Here is a 23,667-nt window from a genome sequence, read left to right on the forward strand (position 1 = left end):
GCGTTTTTCATGGATGGCTAAGAATAGTATAACGTGGAAAATTGGGATTATATAATTATTAAAAAAATGCTGAATCAAAATTACTTAAACTCAAAATAATACAGGTATTTCGTCTAATATATCAATAAGTATGCGATATTAGTAAATTATTTTAATAACAAGTGCAAAAAAAAACATTTGTATACCAAAGAGTAAATTTACGTCCAAAATACTCATTCGAAATTTTCATCAATTAAAAATAACGAAAACAAAATAATATTTGCAATTTTTATTGTAATATTACATATAATTTTAAAATATTAAAACAAAACCCTATATAATTCGAGTAAAAGTACTTAACATTTTTTTTAAAATATATTAATAAAGTAAGTATTTTTCACAAAAGCCCATAGACCCTACAAGTTTTTTTGATATTAAATCATATACTTGTTGCTGAAAGTATTAATTTTTCTTTTTTTTGTAGTACTGTAGACTGAAACGTTAGAAAATAGTAGCTTCAAATGGTAATATTTATTCAGGATTGATTTTTATCATTTTCGAATAACAACACGATAGGCGATTTTTTTAAGTGTCTTCGCAGATACTATACCTTAATTAATTTATACAATAAGCTCCACTAAGCAGAAAGCCTATCAAATTATTTATAAAAATATAAACCTTTTAGAACTGTTTAACGAAGTTTATGTTGGTAGAGTAACCGTCAGTTTACCCATAACCACGTACTTGAATTCTTATCCCTGAATATATGTCTGATTTGTACAAATCTGCTCCGGATAGCGAAATCGTCGAGAGAGAGTCAATTGTTGATTTAAAGAAAAACAAACTAAAAAAGAAACTTTTACAACACCTTTATAATGGTGGTAATTTCACTATTGCGCAGTTGACAAAACAGCTACACACCAGTGTTCCTTCTGTCACAGCTTTGGTTGAAGAACTTATCAATGAAAAGTGGGTAATTGAAGTTGGTATTGCTGAAGTGCAACTGGGGCGTAAACCTACTTTGTATAGTCTAAATCCCTACGAACGTTTTGTCTTGGCTCTTGATATCAACACCTATCAATCGAAAGCCTATATCCTGAATCTCCAAAACAAGGTAATGTACAGTGATGACATTCCTGTTTGTATTGATGGCGATACGCCTATAGCTGATCAATTAATTAGAGCAGTTGAGAAATTTTTAGCCATTTCGGCCTACAGAATTGAACATTTTGTGGGCATCAGTGTGTCTATGCCAGGGTTGATTAACCCTCGTACTGGATTAAACTATACCTATCCTCATGTAGTAGCCGATGGTGGTAGCTTGGTCTATCTTATGAAAAGTGCCCTTCATCTGCCTGTATTTATCATCAACGATACGCAAGCTATTACTTTGGGTGAGCACCATTTTGGACTTGCCAAAGATATGCAACATGCCATAACTGTCAATATGGACTGGGGTGGTGTAGGTTTTGGGGTACTCGTAAATGGACAAGTTCTACAAGGCGAATCTGGCTTTGCTGGTGAATTAGGACACATTCAGGTTCGTCCAGACGGCGAACTTTGTCACTGCGGTAAAGTTGGTTGCCTAGATACCGTTACGAAAGCATCATACCTTATCAAACGTATCAAAGAATTGTTGAAAGAAGGCCGTGTTTCGCAACTGGCTAATAAAAATATTGACCAAATCGACATCGAAATGGTGATTGAAGTAGCCAATCGTGGTGATGGTCTTGCGATTGACTTGTTACACGATATTGGTAAAGAAATGGGCAAAGGTTTGGCTATTGCGGTGCACTTGCTCAATCCAAAAACCATTATTATAAATGGAGCTTTAGCCAAAGCGGGTAAGTTTATCAGCAATCCTATCGAACAAGCTATTTATAAATATTGCTTAGCTGACTACAAAGAAAATCTCAGTATTGTGATTTCTGAATTAGGAGAATCGGCAAAAGTTTTAGGTCTACAAGCCTATGCACTTAACAAGGTTTTAGCAGAGGATTAAATAATATAAGCAGTAATCAAAAGAAATCCCCAATGGAATTAGTTCTGTTGGGGATTTCTTTTGATTACTGCTATTAAATATCTACGAGAACTTTTGCTTCAAATGTAATCACTTACTCAAACACTGCCACTGCTCGTACAGGCGACCCCGTTCCTCCTCTAATTTTGAGAGGCAAAGCAATAAACCGAAATCGTCCACGTCCGATTAATTGATGAAGATTAATCATGTTTTCATAATGCGTAAAACCCATTTTACCACAGATATAATGTACTTCCTTATTACTGAGTTTGGGTATTCCAGGCGATAGCGTTTCTACACCAAAAGCAGATATTTGCTTCTCTCCTAACCATTGTGCTGCCTCTGCTGTCAATCCTGGACCTTTGCTCCAATTTTCTGTGGCAAAATGCTTTCGATAATGATTGGTATATAGTAAAACGGTATCTCCTTTTTTGATGTAAAGACCAGCATTCTCACAAGCTTCTTGTAAATCTTCTGAAGTAATAAATTCTTGCAAGTCTTTATGGCTCAAATCAAGACAAATACCTTCGGTGTAAAACATGGATAAAGGCATGGTATCAATAGACTGTCCCACAAACTCCCTACCCATGTGATTGAGCGCATCTACGTGTGTGCCCGTGTGCTCGCTTAGTTCCAATTTATATACACTTGGCGTTTGGGTTTCTGCATCAACCAATCCTTCCCACTGTTCATGTGTGGCATGAATTTCCATTTTTACAGGTGGTAAACTATGAAAAACTGACATTCCATCAAATATTTCTTGGCTCAAATCAATCATTTCCATCATTCTAATATTTTTCCTCTGTTCAAAATCCCTTTCGGGTCCAAGGCTGTTTTCAAGGTTTTCATTAAAGCTATTTCCTCTTGACTACGACTCAAATGCAACCACATTTTTTTCTCTAACCCAACGCCATGTTCTGCCGTAATTGAGCCTCCAATAGCCGAAAGTGGTGTCAAAACAATTTCTTCTACTTGGTGTCGTGTGTCTGCTTGATTTTCGTCTGTACTTACAAAAAGATGTAAATTGCCATCTCCCATGTGCCCAAAAGCGTAACAGACTACTTGCTCAAATCGGTCTTGTAATTTTCCTTTTATTTCAGTTATATATGCTTCCATGGTATGAATCGGCAAACTTACATCGAACAAAAATACAGGATGATGAACTTGAAAAATAAGCTCTACCTGCTCGCGTATTCCCCAAAACCAATCCAGCTCCTGTTGTGACTTTGCCAAGGCTGCATCAGTAATAATCTCTCTTTCAAAACAGTTTTCTAATAATCCTTCAAAAAGCGCTGTGTCTGCCTGCTGATTTTGTCCTAACGCTTCAATTAACACATAAAAAGGGGCATTTTGTGGCAATGGAGGCGAATACGGCGATGGCGTCGAAGTCATTAATTGGTAATAATCTTGCCAAATAATCTCGTAAGTGGTCAGCAAACTAGCAAGACTCTTTTTTGCTTCATGTAAAAATTGAACCGCATCCTGAAAACTTGCCAAACATACTAAGGCGGTATTACGGGATTGAGGTGCATCTTCTATTCTTAAAACGGCTTTAGTAATAATTCCTAGAGTTCCTTCAGAACCAATAAAGAGTTGTTTGAGGTCATATCCTGCATTATTTTTCATCATTTTATTCATAGATGAAATGATAGTTCCATCTGCCAAAACAACTTCTAAACCCAACACTAATTGGCGCATAACACCATAACGCAAAGCCTGAAGTCCACCTGCATTAGTCGCAATATTTCCTCCAATCATACAGCTTCCTTTTGCGCCCAAATCTAAGGGAAACAAGAAGCCATGAGCTGCCACTTTTTGTTGTAAATCTTGCAAAATAACCCCAGCCTGTACTGTTACTGTTTTGTTTACGACATCTATTTCTTCTATTTCGTTCATGCGTTCTAGGGTAATGGCAATTTCATCACCTGAAACCTTTGCTCCCCCAGCAACGCCTGTCAAGCCCCCATGTGGTACTACAGGTTGCGCATATTCATGACAAATGCGTAAGATTTCGGCTAGTTCATCTGTGTTTTTAGGACGTGCCAAAGCTTTGCAATGAAGTGCTGCACCAGACATCCAAACACTAGCAGGACGATGAGCCGCTTCATGCTGTGAAAGAATACACTCCAAACCAAATAACTTTTGGAGTTTTTCTACAATATCATTCATTTATATACTTGTGTTTTATCGATACGATTAAAAGTTGTTTTGAACTAAATAGATACAAAGAAAATGAAATGTACTATATCTATTGTCTTTTCAAAAACTTAAAGAGCATGAAGATTAAAGGACTTTCTCCAAATTTATAACTTCTCTGCCAATGGCTATTCTAAGTAAAGATATTTTCGTCTTTCATTCGAATTAAATATTTTTTATAGCAACGAATTATTCCTATTTTTGCCTTGAGTCAGAAAAGAGGAAAGCGTAGGCGTTTTCTTTGCCTATTGTAGGCATAACGCTTCTTCATTCATTCACTCAATAGCACAATGAAAGAATACGGCACAAACGTCCAGAAATTAGTTGATTATATATTATCGGTTCAAGACAAAGAAAAGCGTACTAAATACGCCTATTTGCTTGTCGAACTGATGCGTCAAGTACATCCAAACATGCGTGATAATCAAGATTATTCCAACAAATTGTGGGATGACTTGTATATTATGTCAAACTTCAAATTGGATGTCGACAGTCCATTTCCTCCTCCGTCGCCAGATGCGGTGGGTAAACTTCCCAAACACGTTCCTTACAATGTTAATGAGTTGCGTTTTCGCTACTATGGTCGCAATGTTGAGTTGTTGATTAAACGTGCAATCGCTGAAAGTAACGAAGAAGAAAAGCGTATTTTGGTAGCACACATCGCTAGATTAATGAAAACTTTTTACCAAAACTGGAACAAAGAAGTAGTCGACGATGAAGTTATTTGGGGTCATTTGTTAGAAATGTCAAATAACGTACTAGCGCCTGTTGTAGAAGGAATCTCTGGAAAATCTGCCTTGGGTAACTTGCGTAATGCCCGTCCTGCAACTAGCAACAATAATTCGAATAACGGTCGCAATAACAATAACAGCAGTAATAATAACAATCGTAATTTCGGAAGTCGTAATAACAATAATCAAAACGACCGAAACGATCGTAACGACCGCAATAATAATCGTAATTCGAACGGTCCACGCAACAACGACAATAGAAACAATCACAATAATCGTAACAACGGAAAACGATAGTGCTGTTGGCCTCAAACACAATTCAACAAAACAATAAACCATTCGGCTCAACGGACACATTATCCCTTAATTATAAAATAGTATATGGCATCATTTAAAGTAACAGGCGGTCGCCACCTCAAAGGCGAGATTATCCCTCAGGGAGCCAAAAACGAAGCTTTACAAATTTTGTGTGCGGTGGTTTTGACAAAAGAACCAGTTACCATTCACAACATTCCAAACATTCGTGACGTAAATCAATTGATTGAGTTATTGGGCGATATGGGTGTTCGTTGCACACGTTTGAGTGATTCTTCTATCAAGTTTGATGCCGCAGAAGTAAACCTTGATTATCTAAATTCAGAAACATATAAGCGTAAAGCAGCAGCTTTGAGAGGTTCAGTAATGTTATTGGGACCAACTTTGGCTCGCTTTAAAAAAGGTAGGATTCCTTCGCCAGGTGGTGACAAAATCGGTCGTCGTCGTTTGGATACTCACTTTCATGGTTTCATGAAATTGGGTGCAAAATTCAATTATAGTCAAGAAGATGGTGGCATTTACGAAGTAGATGCTTCGCATTTGCAAGGCGCCTATATGTTGCTTGACGAAGCGTCGGTAACAGGTACAGCAAACATCGTAATGGCTGCTGTATTGGCAGAAGGTACAACAACCATTTACAACGCTGCTTGTGAGCCTTATTTACAACAATTGTGTAAAATGTTGAACCGCATGGGAGCCAAAATCTCGGGTGTAGGTTCAAACCTTTTGACGATCGAAGGTGTATCAGAATTGCACGGAACAGAGCATACTATGCTTCCAGATATGATTGAAATCGGTTCATTCATTGGTTTGGCAGCCATGACTCAGTCAGAAATTACCATCAAAAACTGTTCAATCCCTGATTTAGGAATTATGCCTCAGGTATTCCAAAAATTAGGTATCAAATTGGAAATCAGAGGAGATGATATTTTTGTACCAGCTCAAGACCATTATGAATTAGAAACATTCATCGATGGCTCGATGCTGACAGTTTCTGACCACCCTTGGCCAGGCTTTACTCCAGACTTGTTGAGTATTGTATTGGTAACAGCAATCCAAGCAAAAGGAACTGTATTGATTCACCAAAAGATGTTTGAAAGCCGTTTGTTCTTCGTGGATAAATTAATCGAAATGGGCGCTCAAATCATTCTTTGCGACCCACACCGTGCTACAGTTGTTGGTTTGAACCGTCAACAACAATTACGTGGAATCCGCATGACATCTCCAGATATTCGTGCAGGGGTTTCATTATTGATTGCTGCACTTTCAGCTAAAGGAACATCGATTATCGAAAATATTGAGCAGATTGACCGTGGTTATCAAAATATTGATACACGTCTTAATGCAATTGGAGCCGAGATTGTTCGTTTATAGAATAGTACAAAGGCCCAGTGTTAAAACACTTCAGCGATTCATGGGCTGAAGTGTTTTTTTTGTTTCAAATCTAAAGTTCTTTCAATTTTTAATTGATTTCATCTCTCCTTGCACCCTTCCTTTAAATCTAAATTACTATCTTTAGTTATTTACTGTAACTCCCCATATACATGAATATTAAACAAAAAACACTGCTTTACCTAATTGGCATTCCAGTTGCGTATCCACTTGTATTAAGATTGCTATACAAAGTCCCCCGTCTCGAAGGAGTTTTTACATTAATGTCTATCAGTTTTTTGTTTGTTGTTCCATTTATTGTGGGAACATTGACAACCTATTTAGCCTCCGAAAATTTCACAAATACTAAATTAAAAGCAGCCTTTCTTCCTTGGATACCAATACTGATCTTCTTTTTTATCACATTCTTATTCGCTATTGAGGGCTGGCCTTGCCTGTTGATGATAGCACCTATTTTTTTAATAGCAGCTTCAATTGGGGGTTCATTTGGCATGAAGTTGAAAAAAAGAGATAAAAGCAATCGGCTACAACTATCAGCTTTGACTGTCCTACCCTTTCTTATATCACCAGTCGAGCAAATGATTGGCGCACATACTTCTGAATACAAAGCTTATACCTATATCGACATCAAAGCGCCAGCAGCGAAGATTTGGAGCAATGTAACCAGAGTTAGAGCAATTTCAGAAAAAGAAGACCAAGGATATTTAACAAAACTCCTCAACTTTCCTAGGCCTGTAAAAGCTGAGCTTAACTATGAAGGTGTTGGAGCTTATCGTGCCGCCATATTTACCAATGGACTCGTTTTCCACGAAACTGTAACAGAATATATTCCACTCAAAAAAATGTCATTTACCATCAAAGCACTTCCTCACGAAATTCCACTTACCACAATGGATGAACATTTGGTGGTGGGAGGAAAATATTTTGATGTGCTCAATGGCACTTACGAACTCGAAAAGCTAGGCAATAATTCTTACCGACTTCACTTATTCAGTAATTTCAAACTGACAACTACCTTTAATTTCTATGCAAGTTGGTGGACAAAAAGCATCATGAAAGACATTCAAAATAATATTCTTCAGATTGAAAAACAACGATCTGAGTCTTTGTAAATACCTACTTAATTTTGTTCTGACTAAATCGTTTGGGCTTTACTCCTATTTGTTCTTCAAACACTTGTGAAAAATGACTCAAATTGGTAAAGCCCAAGTGATAACCCACCTCAGATACAGTCATATTGCCTTGTTGCAAGAGATTGACTGCACTTTGAATTCTAAATTTTTGATAATAGCTATAGATGCTATCACCAAAAATCTGCTTAAAAATTCGCTTGAGTTTCGATTCGCTCATAGTTGCTTTTTTTGCTAAATCAGCTATTAATGGAGGCTTACTCAGGTCATCCAAAATATGGTTTCTTATCTCATAAATTTTCTGGACATCTTGTATATTCAAGGAATGAAAAGCACTTTTACTCTCACGTTTAAGGAGCTCCGAAAGTGTTAAACAGACCAGTTCTTCGGCTTTTAGTTTTAGAAAAAACGGTTCTAAAATCTTCGGTACCGACACCTCCACAATCTCCTGAGCAACTTCCTGAAGTTTAGGAGAAATCAATTCTTCAAAAATACTTGGCTGCGATTTTTCCAGTAATTGCGATAAAAAAGCATTTTCAGAAATGTCTCCAATTAAGGTTTGGAGATACGCCAAATCGATGCTTATCACAATGGCGGAAATTTTGACACTACTCGGGAAAAACATCTCATAGTCCATACCTCCCGTAGCAATTTGTACCGAAGGTAGCTGATTTAATGCGCCCTCTCTTTGGGTATTTTTCGTAAGAATATGATGAAATGAAAAGGCGACATTTCGAATAGATTTGTCGATAACTTTTCTCCTAATAAACAAATCTTCCTTAAGTTCATAATCTCGAACCATCATTCTAATCGAAGTATTCAGATTGTAACCTTTGACATAACCATTGCCCAAATGGCTCGGAATAACGATTTGTCCATCCACAATATTTGTCCCCAAGACTTCTGCAAAAGAGGAAAGTAACCCTGTTCCGTCTTTTGATTCAAACTCTATTACCATTTGACCTGATTTAGCTATTTATTAAACATTTAAGGGTATTTTATCGCAAAATGAACATATACTTTTGCAAAGTAAACAAATTAATAAAGCAATGAATCATTTATTAGAACATAAAAAAGTTGCCATTATAGGCGGTGGACCAGGTGGATTAACCTTAGCAAACCTTTTGCAACAAAAAGGAATCGCTGTTAAAGTTTATGAACGCGATGCCAATCAATATACTCGACAACAGGGTGCGACACTGGATTTGCATCACGAATCAGGATTGAAGGCTTTGAGTAAAGCAGGATTGCTAGAAGAATTCAAAAAACACTACAGAATTGGGGCAGATAAATTGTATATTACAAACGCACAGGCAACCCCTCTTTGGGACGACCATCAGGATGAGGTTATTGCACATTTTGGCAACGAAGATTTCAGACCTGAAATTGATAGAGGTCCACTTAGAGATATACTGATCGAAGCTCTTTTGCCTGAAACAATTATTTGGAATTCGCATTTCGAAAAACTTCAACCTTTAGAAAATGGTTGGGAGATATTTTTCAAAAATGGTAACTCAGCATACGCTGACTTGGTGATTGGAGTTGATGGAGCTAATTCTAAAATTAGACCTTATTTATCAAATATTTCGCCAATTTATTCGGGAATAACTATTGTTGAAGGTAATATATACCATGCGGCTCAAAATACACCAACGCTATGGAAAATGACCAATGGTGGAAAAGTATTCGCGATGGGTTCTGAAAAATCACTTATTCTCAGTACGAAAGGAGATGGCACTTTGTCATTTTACACAGGTACTAAAGAGGCAGAAAATTGGCTTCAAACCTGTGCCATTGATTTTACGAATAAAGATTCTGTGAAAAAATGGTTCATGGAAAGGTATGCTAATTGGAGCGACATTTGGTTAGAGATTTTTGATACTAATGAATCATATTTTGTTCCTCGCCCTATGTATCATTTTCCTCTGAATCAATCTTGGGAAACTCAATCCAATCTGACAATCATTGGTGACGCTGCACACAGAATGCCCCCGTATGCGGGTGAGGGCGTTAATATGGCGATGCAAGATGCCTTGGAATTAGCCGAAGCATTAACAGAAAGTAACTTTTCAAGCATTCAAAATGCTTTACAGGCATTCGAAAAACAAATGTTGGCAAGAACTTCAGTAGTTACACAAGATACGCTCATTAACACAGACTTGATTCACTCAGAAAATGGATTGACAGAAATGTTGGCATTTTTCAAAAGTGAAAATACGACTGAAGCTGTAATTGTGTAAAAATAAAATGCGTGCTGATTTGTGCAAATCAGTACGCAAAACCTCCTAATTTTTTCAAATAGGCAAATCAATCAAGAATAGACTCCCCGACATTGGGTCGCTTTGAATACTTAGTTTTCCTTGGTATTTATTGACTCTTTCTTTGATATTTTGAATACCATTTCTATCAGTTTTTTGATTGGTGTCGAACCCAATTCCATTATCTTGAATCGAAAGAATGATTGATTTTTTCTGAATTATAATCTTAATATTTGCTTCTGTACACTGACTGTGCTTGGCAATATTATTGACGGTTTCTTTAAAAATCAAATAGATATCATGTCGTTTTTCCATAGGTAAGGCAATACCACTCAAATCTTCTGGAAGTTGTAATTGATAGTTGATATTCTTAGCCTCAAACAACTCACTGGCATAGCGTGTCATGCGTGAAAGTACGTTTTCCAAACTATCATTTTGAGGTTTGATACTCCACACAATATCGTCCAAAGCTTCGGCTATTTTTCTGGCATCCTCAGAAATCCTTTCGACAAAACCTTTATTTTCAGGTTGTTCATCAAGCCTTTGTTTGAGGATATTACTGATAATATTAATGCCGCTAATAGTTGAACCAACTTCATCGTGCAAATCAGCCGAAATCTTATTTCTCACGGTATATATCTCTTTAATTTGCTTGATTCGGTACAAATAGAGGCTATAGACAGCTACAAGAACTAGCAACCCTACCAATATCTGAAACCACCAAGTTTGGTAAAAATGAGGTTGGATTTCAAAATTAATCGACAAAGGAATACTCGCCCAATTCCCCTGACTATCACCTTGTTGTACCAATAATTCATATTGTTTTGGAGCTAAATCCGAAAAGCTTATCATTTCAGCATTTCCATTATCAATCCAATTGTCGTGAATATCAACCAGTTTAAAACGAATATGATTTTGCGAAGCTGATTTAAAATTCAAAGGACTTAGCCTAATTGTCAGATTGTTCTGTTGGGGTTCAAACACCAGCGATTCATGGGTATTTACTAAGGTTGTATCGCCCAATATTTCGATAGTAGAGATTTTCAAATTTGATTTTATCTGCTTTTGTTGAAGCCTTTCCAACCGCAAAATATTGAACTGATTGGTAAACCCCAGCCATAGCTGATTGGCTTGATTTAGGCTATAGCCAAACACCACGTCATTTTCTGCCAAACCATCTTTTTCCGAAAAGTAAGACACTTGATTTTGTTTTCCAACCGAGCAAACCCCTTCGGTAGTACCCATCCATATTGTGCCCTTTTTGTCCAACACAATCGAATTACAATTGCCTCCTTTTAGTTTTAAATTTCCCGATGCTCCTGTTCTAATGATTTTCCCAGTCTTGGTATTGAGCACATTAAAACCGCCATATCCCGAAATAGCGATCGTATTTGGCTCATGATAAGCTAGACTCAAATAGTAATCAGTGACAAAATCTGTATGTTTATTCTGGTTTTCGGCTAATACAAACTGCTTCTTTTCTATGTCAAAATGGGCAATACCAAAACCCTTCGGAAACCATGCCGAAAACCATAGATTTCCATCTTCAGTTTCGAGAACATCTGTAAATACATTTTGCTGAAAAAAGTTTTGATATGGTAGCTCCTTCCAAGGCAAAAGCATCTGATTCGTACGCCAATCATACACTTGAATCGCTCCTGACTCAGGCAAACACCAAAGTTGGTTTTGCCTAGTCAGGCATACTTTTTTGATATTGGTTGAAAAAGAAATACGCTTTTCCCATGATTTTGTTACCATATTTAATTTAAAAATGGCCTTTTGAGTACATGCCAACAAATTCCCTGAAGCATCTTTTAGCAATTGATTGACAGGAGTACCATCAGGAATGGCAAATAATTGAAAATCATTGGTATGCTCATTCCATGATAATACTCCTGTATGGGATAGTCCTAGCCAATTTCGTTCTGGATTTTCATGAAAAAAACAGGTCACCTTTACAGGAAATGCGACCAGTTTTTGGGGTAAATCTACCTGTAAAAGCGTTGCATCTATCGCAAAATCATGCTTCAAAAGACCAACTGATGATGCCAGCCAAGTGGTCTGATTTTGGGTATCCAAATAACAATCTTTCATGGCAATACCTTCTTCCCGCAGACTTGAAAAATCTGTAAATGATTGATGTTTGGCATCGAAAAGATATAACGAGCGGTCGGTGCCAAGCCAAAAATGAAACGGTAAATGAGCAGGTTTCAAAAACACAGGAACGTCTGTCTTCGAAGGAAGCTTGATGTAAGGACTAATACGTTTTTTGGAGATTTCGAGTAAAAAAATCTCCCCATTCGGTGTCGTAAAAAGCGTAGAATCTTTACTCAGAAATGCAATATCACTTACAGATTGATTTTTCAAAACTTTCCACAAATGCTTCGTTTGTGCGTCATAGCACTGGATTCCCCACTGATTGGCTACCCAAACACGCCCTTGAGCATCTTCTGTAACCCGACTTTTAAAAATATTGAATTGATAACTTGGTGTAATTCGGAAGACTTTTAAATGCTTGGTTTTAGGCTCATAACACTTGATATTGTTAAAATCATTAGACCAAATTCGCCCTTGACTATCTGCAAAGATATTTTCATAATGGTCATTTTCGGGATAGGCATCGTGCAAGTTAGACGAGATTTCTTTTTGAATCTTTAAGCTTTTTTCGTCAATGCTAAAAAGTCCATTGATGTTGGCAAACCAGATTTTCCCTTTGTGGTCGGAGGACAATCCAAAGAGCATTTCGGATTGAGGAAAATGAGTAAAATGATAGCCATCGTAGCGGCTGATACTTTGTTTGAACCCCAACCACAAAAACCCCTGAGCATCTTTGGTAATAAACTGAACTTCTTTGGACAACAGTCCTTCCTTGATTCCGAGTTGCTCGAAATTAATCCCAGAATTTTGAGACAACAATCGTTGAGTTGGAATAAGAATTAATAGCAAAAAAGTACAATATAATTTCCTGAGCATATTGAGTAAGGTATTTATCAAATCAATACAAATGGCGTTGTGGCAATACTATTCTGGTTAACAGCTTGTTATCTACGTAATCATCATGTGACAAAGAATTCGATTTTTGTGAACACTTCCAAAGCTTATTTCTCTTTTTGTCTTAAATTTTGAGTAAATGGAGTTTTTGAGTCATTTAAGCCCTAAATTCCCTTTTAAATAATAGGCTTAGACCATTATTTTTCACGAAACTTAAAGCAATTTCCTCTATATTTAGGTCATTAATTTCTGACCTTAAAACAATCCTTTTTTACAATTATGTCTGATAGAACCATTGCCACACGCAAACGTATTGCGCTCATTGCACATGACAACAAGAAAGCTGAATTAATCGATTGGGTTTATTACAATAGAGGAGTTTTGTCACGCCATGAGTTGTTTGCTACAGGCACAACAGGAAAATTAATTGAAGAAGCCATAGACCGACCTGTTAAGAAATTTTTGAGCGGACCACTGGGTGGCGATCAACAAATTGGTGCGTTGGTTGCAGAAGGTAAAATAGATGTTTTAATCTTTTTCTGGGATCCAATGGCGTCTCAACCGCACGACCCAGATATTAAAGCACTTTTACGCTTGGGTGTAGTTTGGAATATCCCGATGGCATGTAATCGTGCCACCGCCGATTTTATCTTGACCTCTAATCTTATCGCTGAAACTTACGAATCTGTACAAACTGATTATTCTGGATATTTGAATAGGAAGGTTTAATTATTAAAACATAAGTCATTCCTAATTGAGTGATTGAGCGCATAAGTGATTATTTCTAATATGAATTTTACTAGTGAAGATGCAATGCTTTGCGTCTAAAGAGGCGTTATGTTGAAGTATAGTCTCAAAAAAAGCGGTCGGAAAACATTTTCCGACCGCTTTCTTGACGAAAACTTGGAGGATAATCTTAAAATTCGGAATGACTCATGTTTTGAATCAACAACTTATTCTCAATTCATCGAACTTCCCAAAAGTACTTTCAAATAACGCTCCAAACGCACAAGATTTTGTTTTTGACCTTCATCCGCCTTGTGAGCTTTTACTACAATATCGTACATTTCTGGGGTATCAAACAGCATTGACCAATCGATTTGAGTTTCGTCACCTTTTTCTTCAAAAAAAACGGTTGTCGTAAAATGTGGGTTAAAATGTTCGAAAACTATTTTATGATAGGGAATAATCTCTAAATAAATACTTCGATTAGGATAATTTTTCCCATCTGGACCATGCATAGTCATTTTCCATTCGCCTTCTTCCTGCACATCCATCACATGAATCGTAGACGTAAATCCAGCGGGTCCCCACCAGTTGACTATATGTTTGGGCTCAGTCCAGACCTTCCAAAGTAATTCAATAGGAGCATCGAAGATAGTTACAGCTCGGAGCTCTTTGATACTTGTAGTATTCATTTTCATAAAGGGTTTAGCATTATCGTAGTTAAAAATAATCGAATTTTGCCTAATCCCAAAGTGATAAATTACTTTGTCAATATTCTTTTCGATTTACAACCATTAATGCCCAGTCGTTACTTTATCAAAAACTTTACAAAAATTACCTCCTCCAATTTTGACAATCTCTTGTTCTTTCAAGCTTAGTTTTAGTAATTCTTCCACCACGGTATAGAAATACCCTGAATGTTGAGATTCCCATATTTCATTTGTGCGCTCGCCATAACGTTTTGACTGATTGTTATTATTATTCTGTCGATTTTGGTTAGCATTGAGAGAACGATAGGCGGGAGTCAATTTGGTATCTGTTCCCAAACACACATGGTCAACACCAACTACATCTACCATCGCTTTGATATTTTGTGCATAAGCAGCAGGTGTATCAGTCAAATGTTTCCAAACACCTACTAATCCACCTAACTCTGCTATGATTTTGGCTTGCTCTTTTGTAATTAAACGAGGCATCATCATTTTAGCCATATTAGGATTTTGTCCCAATTGCGTATTCAAACTCGTGTGTGATACCACCATGGGTTTGCTTGAGAGTTTGAGTGCATCGTTTATGGCGGCATCGCTACAATGGGTTAAATCAATCAAAATACCTAATCTATTGCATTCTTTGACAACTTCCTTTCCAAAATCTGACAATCCATTATATTTGGGTGGATTGGTGTAAATATCGCCCAAAGGCACTGATGCGTCATTGTCGTGTAAAAGTCCTAATTGCCTTAGTCCTCGTTGATAAGCTATTACCAATCGCTCTATTTTCCCTTCTAAAAAATGCCCTCCTTCTACTGATTGAATCACTGTTGGAGTACCCAACTTATGTGCTTTTTTTAGATCTGAAAGATTATATACTCGATTTATTTGGTTGGTTTCCAGCATTTTATCCATAGCATCTAAACCATTCATAAAACGCTCGTAGGCTTCTCCTTCATAAGTGAGTTTTTGGTAGTCGACAACAAAAGTCATACAAATAGCTGAAAGCCCCGACTTTTTCATTTCAACTTTTAAATCTACTTCAGATCCTGGTAGCTCTTCTTTTTTGAGCGGAACATCTATGTGATTATGTGTGTCTATCGCAATGGTTTTATTAACGATAGTAGATATACGAAGATTGGTGTCATCTATGGCAAATGAATGAAAAGATTTAAGTAATATAATACCACCCATACCAGAGATAGCGGTCAAAAAATGTCTTCTTGTAAAATCGTTTCGGGTTTCTTTCATGATTTGATTGTCTGAATTGTTAGCAATAATTTACTCCATAAAATTTATGATTATATTATCCAGACAATCGATTAGACAATGATGTTGCCCAATTGTGAAAGCATTTTGATGGGAAAAGGTCTTTTTTCGACGTATATAAACTCTGGTACTATCACCAGAGATTTTTAACCATAAAAAACTGTTTAATAAAAAAGAGAAAGCACCGAAATCTCGAAAAGATACTCCTTAGTGCTTTCACATTTACGCTATTCAGATACGGCTAATAATGTCGTTTGCTACAGCCTTGAGTTCAGTTATAGAAGTTTTTTCAGAAAACTTATTCACTTTGAGTCTAATCATCTCATTCTTTTTTCTGACAATGACTAGACAAAAATTTTTGCCATCGCTATGAAAAAAAGCCTCTTCTCCTACACTGCTCAATATCTCATAACCACTTTGATGCTGGTTGCTTTTCTGGAATTCAGAAAACATTTTGATAGCTTCTGCATCGTTTGCATAACTTTCAAACATAAAATACAAGGCTCTTTGTGGACTATCAACTGTACTTGACTTGGTCAAAAACTTACATTTGTATTCATGTCCACCATTTTTTGAGGCACTTGTACTTTCGGTAAGCTCACAGGACTCTCCTAAAATTCTTGTTGCTTCTTGCTGGGTTATTTTATATCCACCTACAACAGGTGCAACCAACGAAAAGATAGAGATTAATCCATATAATATTATTTTCATAGCTTGAAGATTTTAAGTTTTTCTAGAGATTCTATTTCAACTTAAATTTTGTATATTTAAGTCTAATAATCAAACACTTAGCCGTCTATTTCTATATTGCCCAGGAGTCATACCTGTAATAGACTTGAATACTCTTGAAAAATAGGACACACTTTCAAAACCCGTTTGTGAAGCAATGTCTTCAAAAGACAAATACCCTGTAATCATCAGGTACTGTGCCCGCTCAATTCGTTTGTCAAGAATATAAGACATAGGGCGCAAACCTGTTGCTTGCAGGAATAATCGCGAAAAATAATCAACGTGCATATTGGCTCTGGACGCCAGCAGGTTTACTGATATTTTTTGAGACATATTAAGCTGAATATAGCTTATCGAATCCATGATTTTAGACGGAATATCAGAAGTATTTTTCTCTAAGTCAGGCTCTTTATTCAAGAATTTTGCAATTAATTGATATAAAATTCCCTGCGTTTCGAAATGGCAAGACAATGATTGTTGATGGTTTAAATCTTGATATTCTTTGTAATAAATATCTTTCTCATACACCTTGGGGTTGTCAGAACGGTTGATTCCTCTGCCAGGATTTATTTCTAGTAATCGCTTAAAATTGAAAATATCACCTTCGTTGGCTCTTACTCTCATTACTTTTCGCTGATTGGCAAATAAGGACAACCCATTACCCGATTCTTCAAAAAATTGAACAAAATATTGGCTCAGATATTCATCACAACTTAAATCACATACTGTAAAACTTGGAATGAGATACAAATAACCCACTTCCAAATCGACCACACCTTGCGGGCTTGTAATCTTCCCCTTTCCTTCATCGATAAAATATAGTCTATAATAGGGACTAATCACGGTTTTGTAATTCCATTTTACTCCCAGTTTCACATAATCTACATGAAGCAATGAAAAGAGTTGATTACTTGAAAAACTTCTCATAAATAAGTCTGATTTGTATAAATTAATCTAATAAAGCGATAGCCATCTTTTTCACTAAAAAAACAATCATTTAAGATTCAATACTAGATAAAATAAAGAATTTTCATAACCTTTTCTATGTAGTTTTATCTAAAAAATGGATATATATACCTCAAAAAAGTCTGATTTGTATAATAAAATTGCTGATTTATATAAGAACTAAACTGTCCTTGGCATTTAATTTTGCTTTATCAATTCAATGTATCTTGATAAACTATGAAAAGACGAGCGCTTTTAAAACAACTTGGTTTAGGCTTTTCAGCCCTTAGCTTGGCAAAGCCGACTTTTGCACAAAATTCTTTTACAAATTTTTCTGGAGGCGAAAAAATTGCTACTGGAAAATTTACGCCTGATTGGGCTTCTTTAGAGCAATATCAGGTACCAAAGTGGTTTCAAGATGCCAAATTTGGTATGTGGGCGCACTGGGGTCCCCAATGTCAGGCAGAGGCAGGCGATTGGTATGCCAGAGGGATGTATCAAGAGGGCGACTGGCAATATAAATATCATGTAGAAAAATTTGGGCACCCATCTAAGTTTGGGTTCAAAGATATTATTCATGAATGGAAAGCCGAAAAATGGAATCCAGACGAGTTGGTGACGCTTTATAAAAATACAGGAGCGAAATATTTTATTGGGATGGCCAATCACCATGATAATTTTGATATGTATGATAGTAAATATCAAAGCCAATGGAACTCTACCAAAATGGGTCCTAAAAAGGATATTATCGCTGGCTGGGCAAAAGCTGCCAAAGCCAACAATCTTCCTTTTGGCGTAAGTATTCATGCAAGTCATGCTTGGCGCTGGTACGAATCTGCTCAAAGAAGTGATAAAAATGGCGCATTAGCGGGAGTTCCTTACGACGGAAAACTACGCAAATCTGATGGAAAAGGACAGTGGTGGGAAGGGCTTGACCCACAAGATCTTTATGCTCAAAATCATGATCTTAGCGAGAATAGTCTTCAAAATGGGGCTATACATAAGCAATGGGAATGGGAAAATGGAGCCAACAGACCATCAAAAGAATATATTGAAAAGTTCGTAAATCGTACCATTGACCTCATCAATAAATATGACCCAGATTTACTGTATTTTGATGATACCAAACTTCCATTTTGGCCAATCAGCGATGCAGGATTGCGCATAGCAGCCCATCATTATAATATGAGTATCAAGCGTCATGGAGAATTAAGAGCTGTCATTAATGGTAAAATCTTAGATGAAAACGAGCGTAAAGCCATGGTTTGGGACATCGAACGTGGACAAGCTAGCGATATTCAACCTTTCGTTTGGCAAACGGATACTTGTATCGGAAGCTGGCATTATGACCGTGGCGTTTATAATCGAAATGACTATAAATCAGCAAAATCTGTCATTCATGCTTTGGTAGATATTGTTAGCAAAAATGGAAATTATTTACTCAACGTACCCGTACGAGGCGATGGAAGTATTGATGAAAAAGAACGTAAAATTGTAGAAGAAATCGGGCGTTGGATGGCCGTTAATAGTGGTAGTATTTATGGAACAAGACCATGGAAAATCTATGGCGAAGGTCCATCTACTCAAAACGAAGCGAAACTAAACGCCCAAGGTTTCAATGAAGGTAAAACGAAATATACTGCTGAAGATATTCGCTTCAATACTTTGGGAAATACGCTTTTTGCCACAGTAATGGATTGGCCTTCAAATGGAAAAGTGGTTATCAAAAGTTTAGCTCAAAATAGCCCTTTACATACACAAACCATCAATAAGGTAGAGTTCCTAGGAAATCAAAATCAAGCCTTGAGTTTTGAAAGACTTTCGGATGGCTTGCATATCCAATTTCCAGAAAACAAGCCAATAGATAGCTACGCGAATGTCTTGAAGATTTCGTAAAGTATAAAACAACATCTGTGACGAATTATAATCCTTTTTGTAAATTCAAGTAAAAAGAAGTTATAAGTTAATAGTATATCAGTTATTGGATTTCACTGCAACACAGATGTACTATTAATTTAATCTTTCCTATTGCTTATGTGTATTAAAAATTTCACCTAAAAATGAGCTATTACTAATTAAGTGATTTTAAAAATCTATATTCTAGTGGTAGGGACTCAAAGCATTGCGTCCCTACCACTAGAATTAAAAATAATCACTCATTCGCTCAATCACTCAATTAAGAATGACTCCATTTTACCCTTTCATTTTGAGTTATGAAACCGACGGGTGTAATTTCCCTATTCTAACTGTAGTGAGCAACAACATCACAAAAGTTCCCATTGAAAAATAGCCTAAAGCTAAGTCTGGTTGAGTAGCAGGATGTAGCATATTTACGACACCATAACTCAAACCTGAAGTCAGAATAAAGGCGACCCCTCCAGTAAATCCACCCGAAACGCCCGCAATTTTAGGAAAACGACTCAGACAATACGTAAAGTAATTGTTAAAGGTAAAGCCAGCCGCTAAGTGAATAAAAAAGGCAAATCCAAGCAAAGTGTAAAGGTTTTGCAGCCATTGCGAAGAAATGTACATCGCCAAAATCAAGGTTGTTTGTACCAAACTTGCTAATTGTATTTTGGGTAAAAATGGTTTATTCATCAATGTACGTCCCAAAAAACCACCCAACATCCATGCTATTCCCATAATCAAGGAAGCATATCCAACAGTCACAGGCGTATATCCCAACTGATGCTCGATGATAAAAGGAGCACTTAGGTTGAAAAGAAAAATCATTCCGTAACTAAGTCCTACAATCAATAAGCCTAAAAAGAAGTCTGGTGTTGCAATCATTTCCTTAAAATTACCCAGCAAATTACGACCATTGAAGGCTGTCTTTTTACGAATAGTCTCTCCCGAAAACAAAAACTCTAACACTCCTACCACACCGCTATATACTGCCAATAAATAAAAATTAGATTGCCAGCCAAAATGTTCTTGTAAATAGCCCCCAATAAAAGGTGCCACAATCGGACCTGCCGACCACACGATGGTCATCAGACTCAAATATTGTCTTCTTTCTTCACCCTCATACACGTCTACAAAAAATGCTCGCTTGGCAACAATCGCAAAAGCTGAGAGAATCCCCTGCACAACACGCATCGCATAAATCATGTATATGTCTGTACTTATGGCAGTTACCCAAAAAGATACCATAAATAAAAACAACGATAGTGTCGACAACTTATAACGCCCGAAAGCATCGAGAATACTTCCTACAAAAAACTGTGCAATAGCATAGCTACCTAAATAAAGGGATAGTGTCAGTTGAATACTATTTTCTGCCTGACCAAAATATTTTGCCATATAGGGCATCGAAGGTAAGTAAATATCCGTTGCCAAACCCGACATTGGTATTACTGCAAATGCTAACAAAGTAGCAATAACTCTATTTTTTTCCTGAACCGCTTTCATATTTCAAAGGAGTTAAATAGAGGCATCAGTTGTTAGGCAAGGAGTTTCAATCTTCAAATAAAAACTAATGCCTATACCCTAATCCCTCTTTATTACTCCACAAAATTATAGGACAAAAAGAAGGCTACAAAAGAAGATTCAAACAAGAAATTATAAAATTCAAACAAGTTCTAATTTTCTTAACTCTTTTGGTTTGTTGCCTGTAGCTTTTCTGTAAAAATTATTGAAGTAAGCAGGATATTCAAATCCCAAACAATAAGCTATTTCGGCAATAGCCCAATCGGTATAAGTCAATAATTGATTGGCTTCCAGTACAATTCTATGGGCAATATGCTCAGTTGTGGTTTTTCCTGTAATAGTTTTTACTGCACGATTCAAATGATTGACATGTAGGTTCAATGTATCGGCAAAGTCTTTTGCGGTGGTCAACTGCAATTGATTTTGCATAGAATCAATAGGAAATTGACTCTCCAATACATCAAAAAATTGCTGAGTAATGCGAGCATTAGCATTTACAGGAACTTCTTGTTGGGATTGATTAAAGGACTTTAAAGCATAATGAACAATCAAATGCAAATAATTTCGCATAATATCCTGTTTATAAGCATAGTTACCCAAACTTTCGCATTTCATTTTTTGAAATAAGTCTAATATTTCCCCTACACTTTTTTCATCAATAAAATATACTTTTTCGGTATTCATTTGAAACATTGGCAACTCTGTCAACAAATTGTCTCGTTGATGAATAAAGGCTTCGTTAAAAATACAAAACCAACCTTGTTGTAAATCAGATATTGATTGCCAATAGTAGGGCAATGTTGGGTTACTAAACAAAAGTGCTGGCTTATCGATATATATCGTTTTGTCAGCATATTCAACACGACCCTCTCCTATTACAAGCGTTACTTTATAATAATCTCTACGAGAATATGGCAAAAGATTTTTACAATCACCTCTTTCAAAAACATTGATATGAGGCGTATTATGACTAATAGATTCCCTTGGTTGAATTTCTAGTCTCTGATAAAATTCTTGTAAATTCTCTGTTACTTTCATATCAATAAATTATAAAATTCAAACTATATATATTCATATCTATTTGTAAGAAATGTATTTTTTCAAGAACAAGTTCCTCAATACAGACAGTTCTTTAGAATTTAATCTTTAATTTTATCAGGTTCGTTTCTCATAACAGAAATAGACTATTTTACGGTATTCACTCATTTTCTATCTAAACATTTATGCAATCTCCCAACCGTCGTACCTTTTTGCGTCAATCCATCAGTTTAGCATTAGCGAGCCTGCTTCCCTCTTCTATTTACCAAGGAGCGCCTTTTGCTAAAACAGTTAAAGCTAAAGTTCATGTCAATTTTGAAAAACCAATCGGTAAAATAGAACCTGAAATTTATGGGCAATTTATCGAATATCTCGGTCGAGCCATCACAGGTGGAGTCGTAGATGCTAAAACCAATCAAGTAAGAAAAGATGTTTTAGAAAAAATCAAAAGACTACAAACACCTCTTTTGAGATTTCCAGGAGGTACTGTTACTAAAATTTACCATTGGCAAGACGGTATAGGCCCCAAAAATCTGCGTCCTGTTCGACCAAACCTCATTTGGGGTGGCGAAGAAAGCAACCAATTTGGTACCAATGAGTTTATCGATTATTGTCGGACGCTCAAAACTGACCCATTTTTGGTGGTCAATATGAATACAGGTACACCAGAAGAAGCCTCCAACTGGGTCGAATACTGTAATGGTTCTGGAAATACTTCGTTTGCAAGTCTCCGTAAAAAACATGGTTATCCTCAGGCTCACAAGGTAAAATATTGGGGATTAGGAAATGAGGAAAGTGCTGTACCAGATACAGGTCGTTTGCAAGACCCCAATAAATATGTAGAAATTGCTTGGCAATATGCCAAATTAATGAAGTTACAAGACCCAAATATTTCGCTAGTTTTGGCAGGTGGAGATACCAAATGGAACGAAATTCTCATTAAAGAACTCCATCCTATTGCTGATTATATCTCTTTGCATTATTACGCCAATTCTAAGAAAGGTCAACCTGCTTCGCTATTTGCTCATATTGCTACTTTTGAAAAAGAAATAGTCGCTACCAAAAAACAGATTCATGATTTAGCACCCGAAAAAGTAGAAAATTTTAATCGTTGGTATCGTTTTCCTCCTCGTAAAAAGGCATTGAAAATTGCCTTGGACGAATGGGGGATTTGGGAAAATGAAGGAAAAGGTGCTTACAATCTTGAAGTAACGTATCAATGGTTTCATGCCTTAGGGGTTGCAGGCTTTCTGAATATATTCCAACGTCAAGCAGACATTGTGGGCATGGCTACTTGGGCGCAAACCGTCAATGTGCTAGCACCAATCATGACCAATGAAAAAGAATCTATCTGTCAAACTGTTTTTTATCCACTCGAACTCTATCGTAAATATTGCAAAGGAACAAGTATTGCAACTGAAGTCGAAAGTCCAGCTTTAGGACAATTGGGCGCTGAAAACCTTGGGATATTGGACACTTCTGCAAGTTATGATGAAGATACCAAAACGCTAACGCTCGCTATAGTAAACCGTCATCCTGATTTGGCAGTGGCAACAGAAATTGATTTCCCTGTAGCCAAAAGCTTGAAAATATTCGAGAAACATGAGCTTACTGCTACTTCATATACGGCAGCTAATACGCTTGAAAAACCCTCACAGAATGTAGTAAATTATCAACATCAAAATATCGATAACAGTATTTCAAGTATCACCCTAGCTCCTGCTTCTATTACACTCTTGAGATTTAGGTAAATAATGTAGTATTTGTTTTTACCCAGAAAGGCAATACGTTCGGTATTGCCTAATCTAT

At 36.6% G+C, this 23,667-nt stretch carries 18 protein-coding genes; 8 read left to right on the forward strand and 10 right to left on the reverse strand.

All coding sequences use genetic code 11. The features are described from left to right. Positions 1-745: 745 nt before the first annotated feature. Complete coding sequence (locus QM491_RS06495) at positions 746-1,981, forward strand: ROK family protein (RefSeq protein WP_283326500.1); 1,236 nt, start codon at positions 746-748, stop codon at positions 1,979-1,981. Between the two features lie 112 nt (positions 1,982-2,093). Here the strand turns inward: QM491_RS06495 and QM491_RS06500 are convergent, their stop codons facing one another. Beyond that, the gene (locus tag QM491_RS06500) at positions 2,094-2,786 is read right to left on the reverse strand and encodes a cyclase family protein (RefSeq protein WP_283326501.1); all 693 of its coding nucleotides are present in this window, start codon (positions 2,784-2,786) and stop codon (positions 2,094-2,096) included. Beyond that, positions 2,783-4,168, reverse strand: a complete 1,386-nt coding sequence (locus tag QM491_RS06505) for an FAD-binding oxidoreductase (protein ID WP_283326502.1) — start codon at positions 4,166-4,168, stop codon at positions 2,783-2,785. The genes QM491_RS06500 and QM491_RS06505 overlap by 4 nt, the downstream gene beginning before the upstream one ends. A gap of 317 nt (positions 4,169-4,485) precedes the next feature. Here QM491_RS06505 and QM491_RS06510 point away from each other — a divergent pair, with 317 nt between their 5' ends. The 3 genes from QM491_RS06510 to QM491_RS06520 all read left to right on the forward strand — a co-directional run bounded on the left by QM491_RS06510 (position 4,486) and on the right by QM491_RS06520 (position 7,745). Continuing rightward, on the forward strand, positions 4,486-5,223 hold the full coding sequence (locus tag QM491_RS06510) for a DUF4290 domain-containing protein (RefSeq protein ID WP_283326503.1): 738 nt from the start codon (positions 4,486-4,488) through the stop codon (positions 5,221-5,223). A gap of 84 nt (positions 5,224-5,307) precedes the next feature. Continuing rightward, positions 5,308-6,615 carry a UDP-N-acetylglucosamine 1-carboxyvinyltransferase gene (murA, locus tag QM491_RS06515; RefSeq protein WP_283326504.1) on the forward strand — a complete coding sequence of 436 codons (1,308 nt, stop codon included), beginning with the start codon at positions 5,308-5,310 and terminating at the stop codon, positions 6,613-6,615. A 170-nt stretch (positions 6,616-6,785) separates the two neighbouring features. Further along, positions 6,786-7,745 (forward strand): hypothetical protein, encoded by a 960-nt coding sequence (locus tag QM491_RS06520; RefSeq protein ID WP_283326506.1) that lies wholly within the window; start codon positions 6,786-6,788, stop codon positions 7,743-7,745. A 4-nt stretch (positions 7,746-7,749) separates the two neighbouring features. Here the strand turns inward: QM491_RS06520 and QM491_RS06525 are convergent, their stop codons facing one another. Continuing rightward, positions 7,750-8,721, reverse strand: a complete 972-nt coding sequence (locus QM491_RS06525; protein WP_283326507.1) for a helix-turn-helix transcriptional regulator — start codon at positions 8,719-8,721, stop codon at positions 7,750-7,752. Positions 8,722-8,812: 91 nt separating this feature from the next. Between QM491_RS06525 and QM491_RS06530 the strand changes: the two genes are divergently transcribed. Continuing rightward, positions 8,813-10,003: an FAD-dependent oxidoreductase gene (locus tag QM491_RS06530; protein ID WP_283326508.1), complete on the forward strand. Its 1,191-nt coding sequence runs from the start codon at positions 8,813-8,815 to the stop codon at positions 10,001-10,003. A 54-nt stretch (positions 10,004-10,057) separates the two neighbouring features. Here the strand turns inward: QM491_RS06530 and QM491_RS06535 are convergent, their stop codons facing one another. Further along, positions 10,058-12,994: a ligand-binding sensor domain-containing protein gene (locus QM491_RS06535; protein ID WP_283326510.1), complete on the reverse strand. Its 2,937-nt coding sequence runs from the start codon at positions 12,992-12,994 to the stop codon at positions 10,058-10,060. A 297-nt stretch (positions 12,995-13,291) separates the two neighbouring features. On the opposite strand from QM491_RS06535, the gene QM491_RS06540 reads away from it, so the two are divergent. Next, positions 13,292-13,741, forward strand: a complete 450-nt coding sequence (locus QM491_RS06540; RefSeq protein ID WP_166553087.1) for a methylglyoxal synthase — start codon at positions 13,292-13,294, stop codon at positions 13,739-13,741. 230 nt (positions 13,742-13,971) lie between these two features. Here the strand turns inward: QM491_RS06540 and QM491_RS06545 are convergent, their stop codons facing one another. The 4 genes from QM491_RS06545 to QM491_RS06560 form a co-directional block, all read right to left on the reverse strand. Continuing rightward, complete coding sequence (locus QM491_RS06545; protein WP_283326511.1) at positions 13,972-14,430, reverse strand: SRPBCC domain-containing protein; 459 nt, start codon at positions 14,428-14,430, stop codon at positions 13,972-13,974. 102 nt (positions 14,431-14,532) lie between these two features. After that, positions 14,533-15,699: a dipeptidase gene (locus QM491_RS06550; RefSeq protein ID WP_283326512.1), complete on the reverse strand. Its 1,167-nt coding sequence runs from the start codon at positions 15,697-15,699 to the stop codon at positions 14,533-14,535. A gap of 249 nt (positions 15,700-15,948) precedes the next feature. Then, positions 15,949-16,428, reverse strand: coding sequence for a hypothetical protein (locus QM491_RS06555; protein WP_283326514.1), 480 nt, complete (start codon positions 16,426-16,428; stop codon positions 15,949-15,951). Between the two features lie 69 nt (positions 16,429-16,497). Continuing rightward, positions 16,498-17,373 carry a helix-turn-helix domain-containing protein gene (locus QM491_RS06560; RefSeq protein WP_283326516.1) on the reverse strand — a complete coding sequence of 292 codons (876 nt, stop codon included), beginning with the start codon at positions 17,371-17,373 and terminating at the stop codon, positions 16,498-16,500. A gap of 255 nt (positions 17,374-17,628) precedes the next feature. Here QM491_RS06560 and QM491_RS06565 point away from each other — a divergent pair, with 255 nt between their 5' ends. After that, a complete protein-coding gene (locus QM491_RS06565) occupies positions 17,629-19,287 on the forward strand; it encodes an alpha-L-fucosidase (RefSeq protein ID WP_283326517.1) in 1,659 nt (552 codons plus the stop codon). A gap of 315 nt (positions 19,288-19,602) precedes the next feature. Here QM491_RS06565 and QM491_RS06570 read toward each other — a convergent pair whose 3' ends face one another. Together QM491_RS06570 and QM491_RS06575 are read right to left on the reverse strand one after the other, a co-directional pair. Further along, positions 19,603-20,802: an MFS transporter gene (locus QM491_RS06570; RefSeq protein ID WP_283326518.1), complete on the reverse strand. Its 1,200-nt coding sequence runs from the start codon at positions 20,800-20,802 to the stop codon at positions 19,603-19,605. A 159-nt stretch (positions 20,803-20,961) separates the two neighbouring features. Beyond that, positions 20,962-21,858, reverse strand: a complete 897-nt coding sequence (locus tag QM491_RS06575) for a helix-turn-helix domain-containing protein (RefSeq protein WP_283326519.1) — start codon at positions 21,856-21,858, stop codon at positions 20,962-20,964. Between the two features lie 185 nt (positions 21,859-22,043). Here QM491_RS06575 and QM491_RS06580 point away from each other — a divergent pair, with 185 nt between their 5' ends. Beyond that, positions 22,044-23,609, forward strand: a complete 1,566-nt coding sequence (locus QM491_RS06580; RefSeq protein ID WP_283326520.1) for an alpha-L-arabinofuranosidase C-terminal domain-containing protein — start codon at positions 22,044-22,046, stop codon at positions 23,607-23,609. The last annotated feature ends 58 nt before the right edge of the window (positions 23,610-23,667 follow it).

Origin of the sequence: Flectobacillus longus (genome assembly GCF_030056705.1) — a bacterium.
GTDB lineage: Bacteria > Bacteroidota > Bacteroidia > Cytophagales > Spirosomataceae > Flectobacillus > Flectobacillus longus.

Excerpts from the sequence above, each read along its gene's own strand:
- QM491_RS06505 (WP_283326502.1), bottom strand. The coding sequence starts at position 4,168 with ATGAATGATATTGTAGAAAAACTCCAAAAGTTATTTGGTTTGGAGTGT.
- QM491_RS06545 (WP_283326511.1), bottom strand. The coding sequence starts at position 14,430 with ATGAATACTACAAGTATCAAAGAGCTCCGAGCTGTAACTATCTTCGAT.
- QM491_RS06520 (WP_283326506.1), top strand. The coding sequence starts at position 6,786 with ATGAATATTAAACAAAAAACACTGCTTTACCTAATTGGCATTCCAGTT.
- QM491_RS06525 (WP_283326507.1), bottom strand. The coding sequence starts at position 8,721 with ATGGTAATAGAGTTTGAATCAAAAGACGGAACAGGGTTACTTTCCTCT.
- QM491_RS06555 (WP_283326514.1), bottom strand. The coding sequence starts at position 16,428 with ATGAAAATAATATTATATGGATTAATCTCTATCTTTTCGTTGGTTGCA.
- QM491_RS06575 (WP_283326519.1), bottom strand. The coding sequence starts at position 21,858 with ATGAAAGTAACAGAGAATTTACAAGAATTTTATCAGAGACTAGAAATT.
- QM491_RS06560 (WP_283326516.1), bottom strand. The coding sequence starts at position 17,373 with ATGAGAAGTTTTTCAAGTAATCAACTCTTTTCATTGCTTCATGTAGAT.
- QM491_RS06540 (WP_166553087.1), top strand. The coding sequence starts at position 13,292 with ATGTCTGATAGAACCATTGCCACACGCAAACGTATTGCGCTCATTGCA.
- QM491_RS06500 (WP_283326501.1), bottom strand. The coding sequence starts at position 2,786 with ATGATGGAAATGATTGATTTGAGCCAAGAAATATTTGATGGAATGTCA.
- QM491_RS06570 (WP_283326518.1), bottom strand. The coding sequence starts at position 20,802 with ATGAAAGCGGTTCAGGAAAAAAATAGAGTTATTGCTACTTTGTTAGCA.
- QM491_RS06550 (WP_283326512.1), bottom strand. The coding sequence starts at position 15,699 with ATGAAAGAAACCCGAAACGATTTTACAAGAAGACATTTTTTGACCGCT.
- QM491_RS06495 (WP_283326500.1), top strand. The coding sequence starts at position 746 with ATGTCTGATTTGTACAAATCTGCTCCGGATAGCGAAATCGTCGAGAGA.
- QM491_RS06580 (WP_283326520.1), top strand. The coding sequence starts at position 22,044 with ATGCAATCTCCCAACCGTCGTACCTTTTTGCGTCAATCCATCAGTTTA.
- QM491_RS06510 (WP_283326503.1), top strand. The coding sequence starts at position 4,486 with ATGAAAGAATACGGCACAAACGTCCAGAAATTAGTTGATTATATATTA.
- QM491_RS06565 (WP_283326517.1), top strand. The coding sequence starts at position 17,629 with ATGAAAAGACGAGCGCTTTTAAAACAACTTGGTTTAGGCTTTTCAGCC.
- murA (WP_283326504.1), top strand. The coding sequence starts at position 5,308 with ATGGCATCATTTAAAGTAACAGGCGGTCGCCACCTCAAAGGCGAGATT.
- QM491_RS06530 (WP_283326508.1), top strand. The coding sequence starts at position 8,813 with ATGAATCATTTATTAGAACATAAAAAAGTTGCCATTATAGGCGGTGGA.
- QM491_RS06535 (WP_283326510.1), bottom strand. The coding sequence starts at position 12,994 with ATGCTCAGGAAATTATATTGTACTTTTTTGCTATTAATTCTTATTCCA.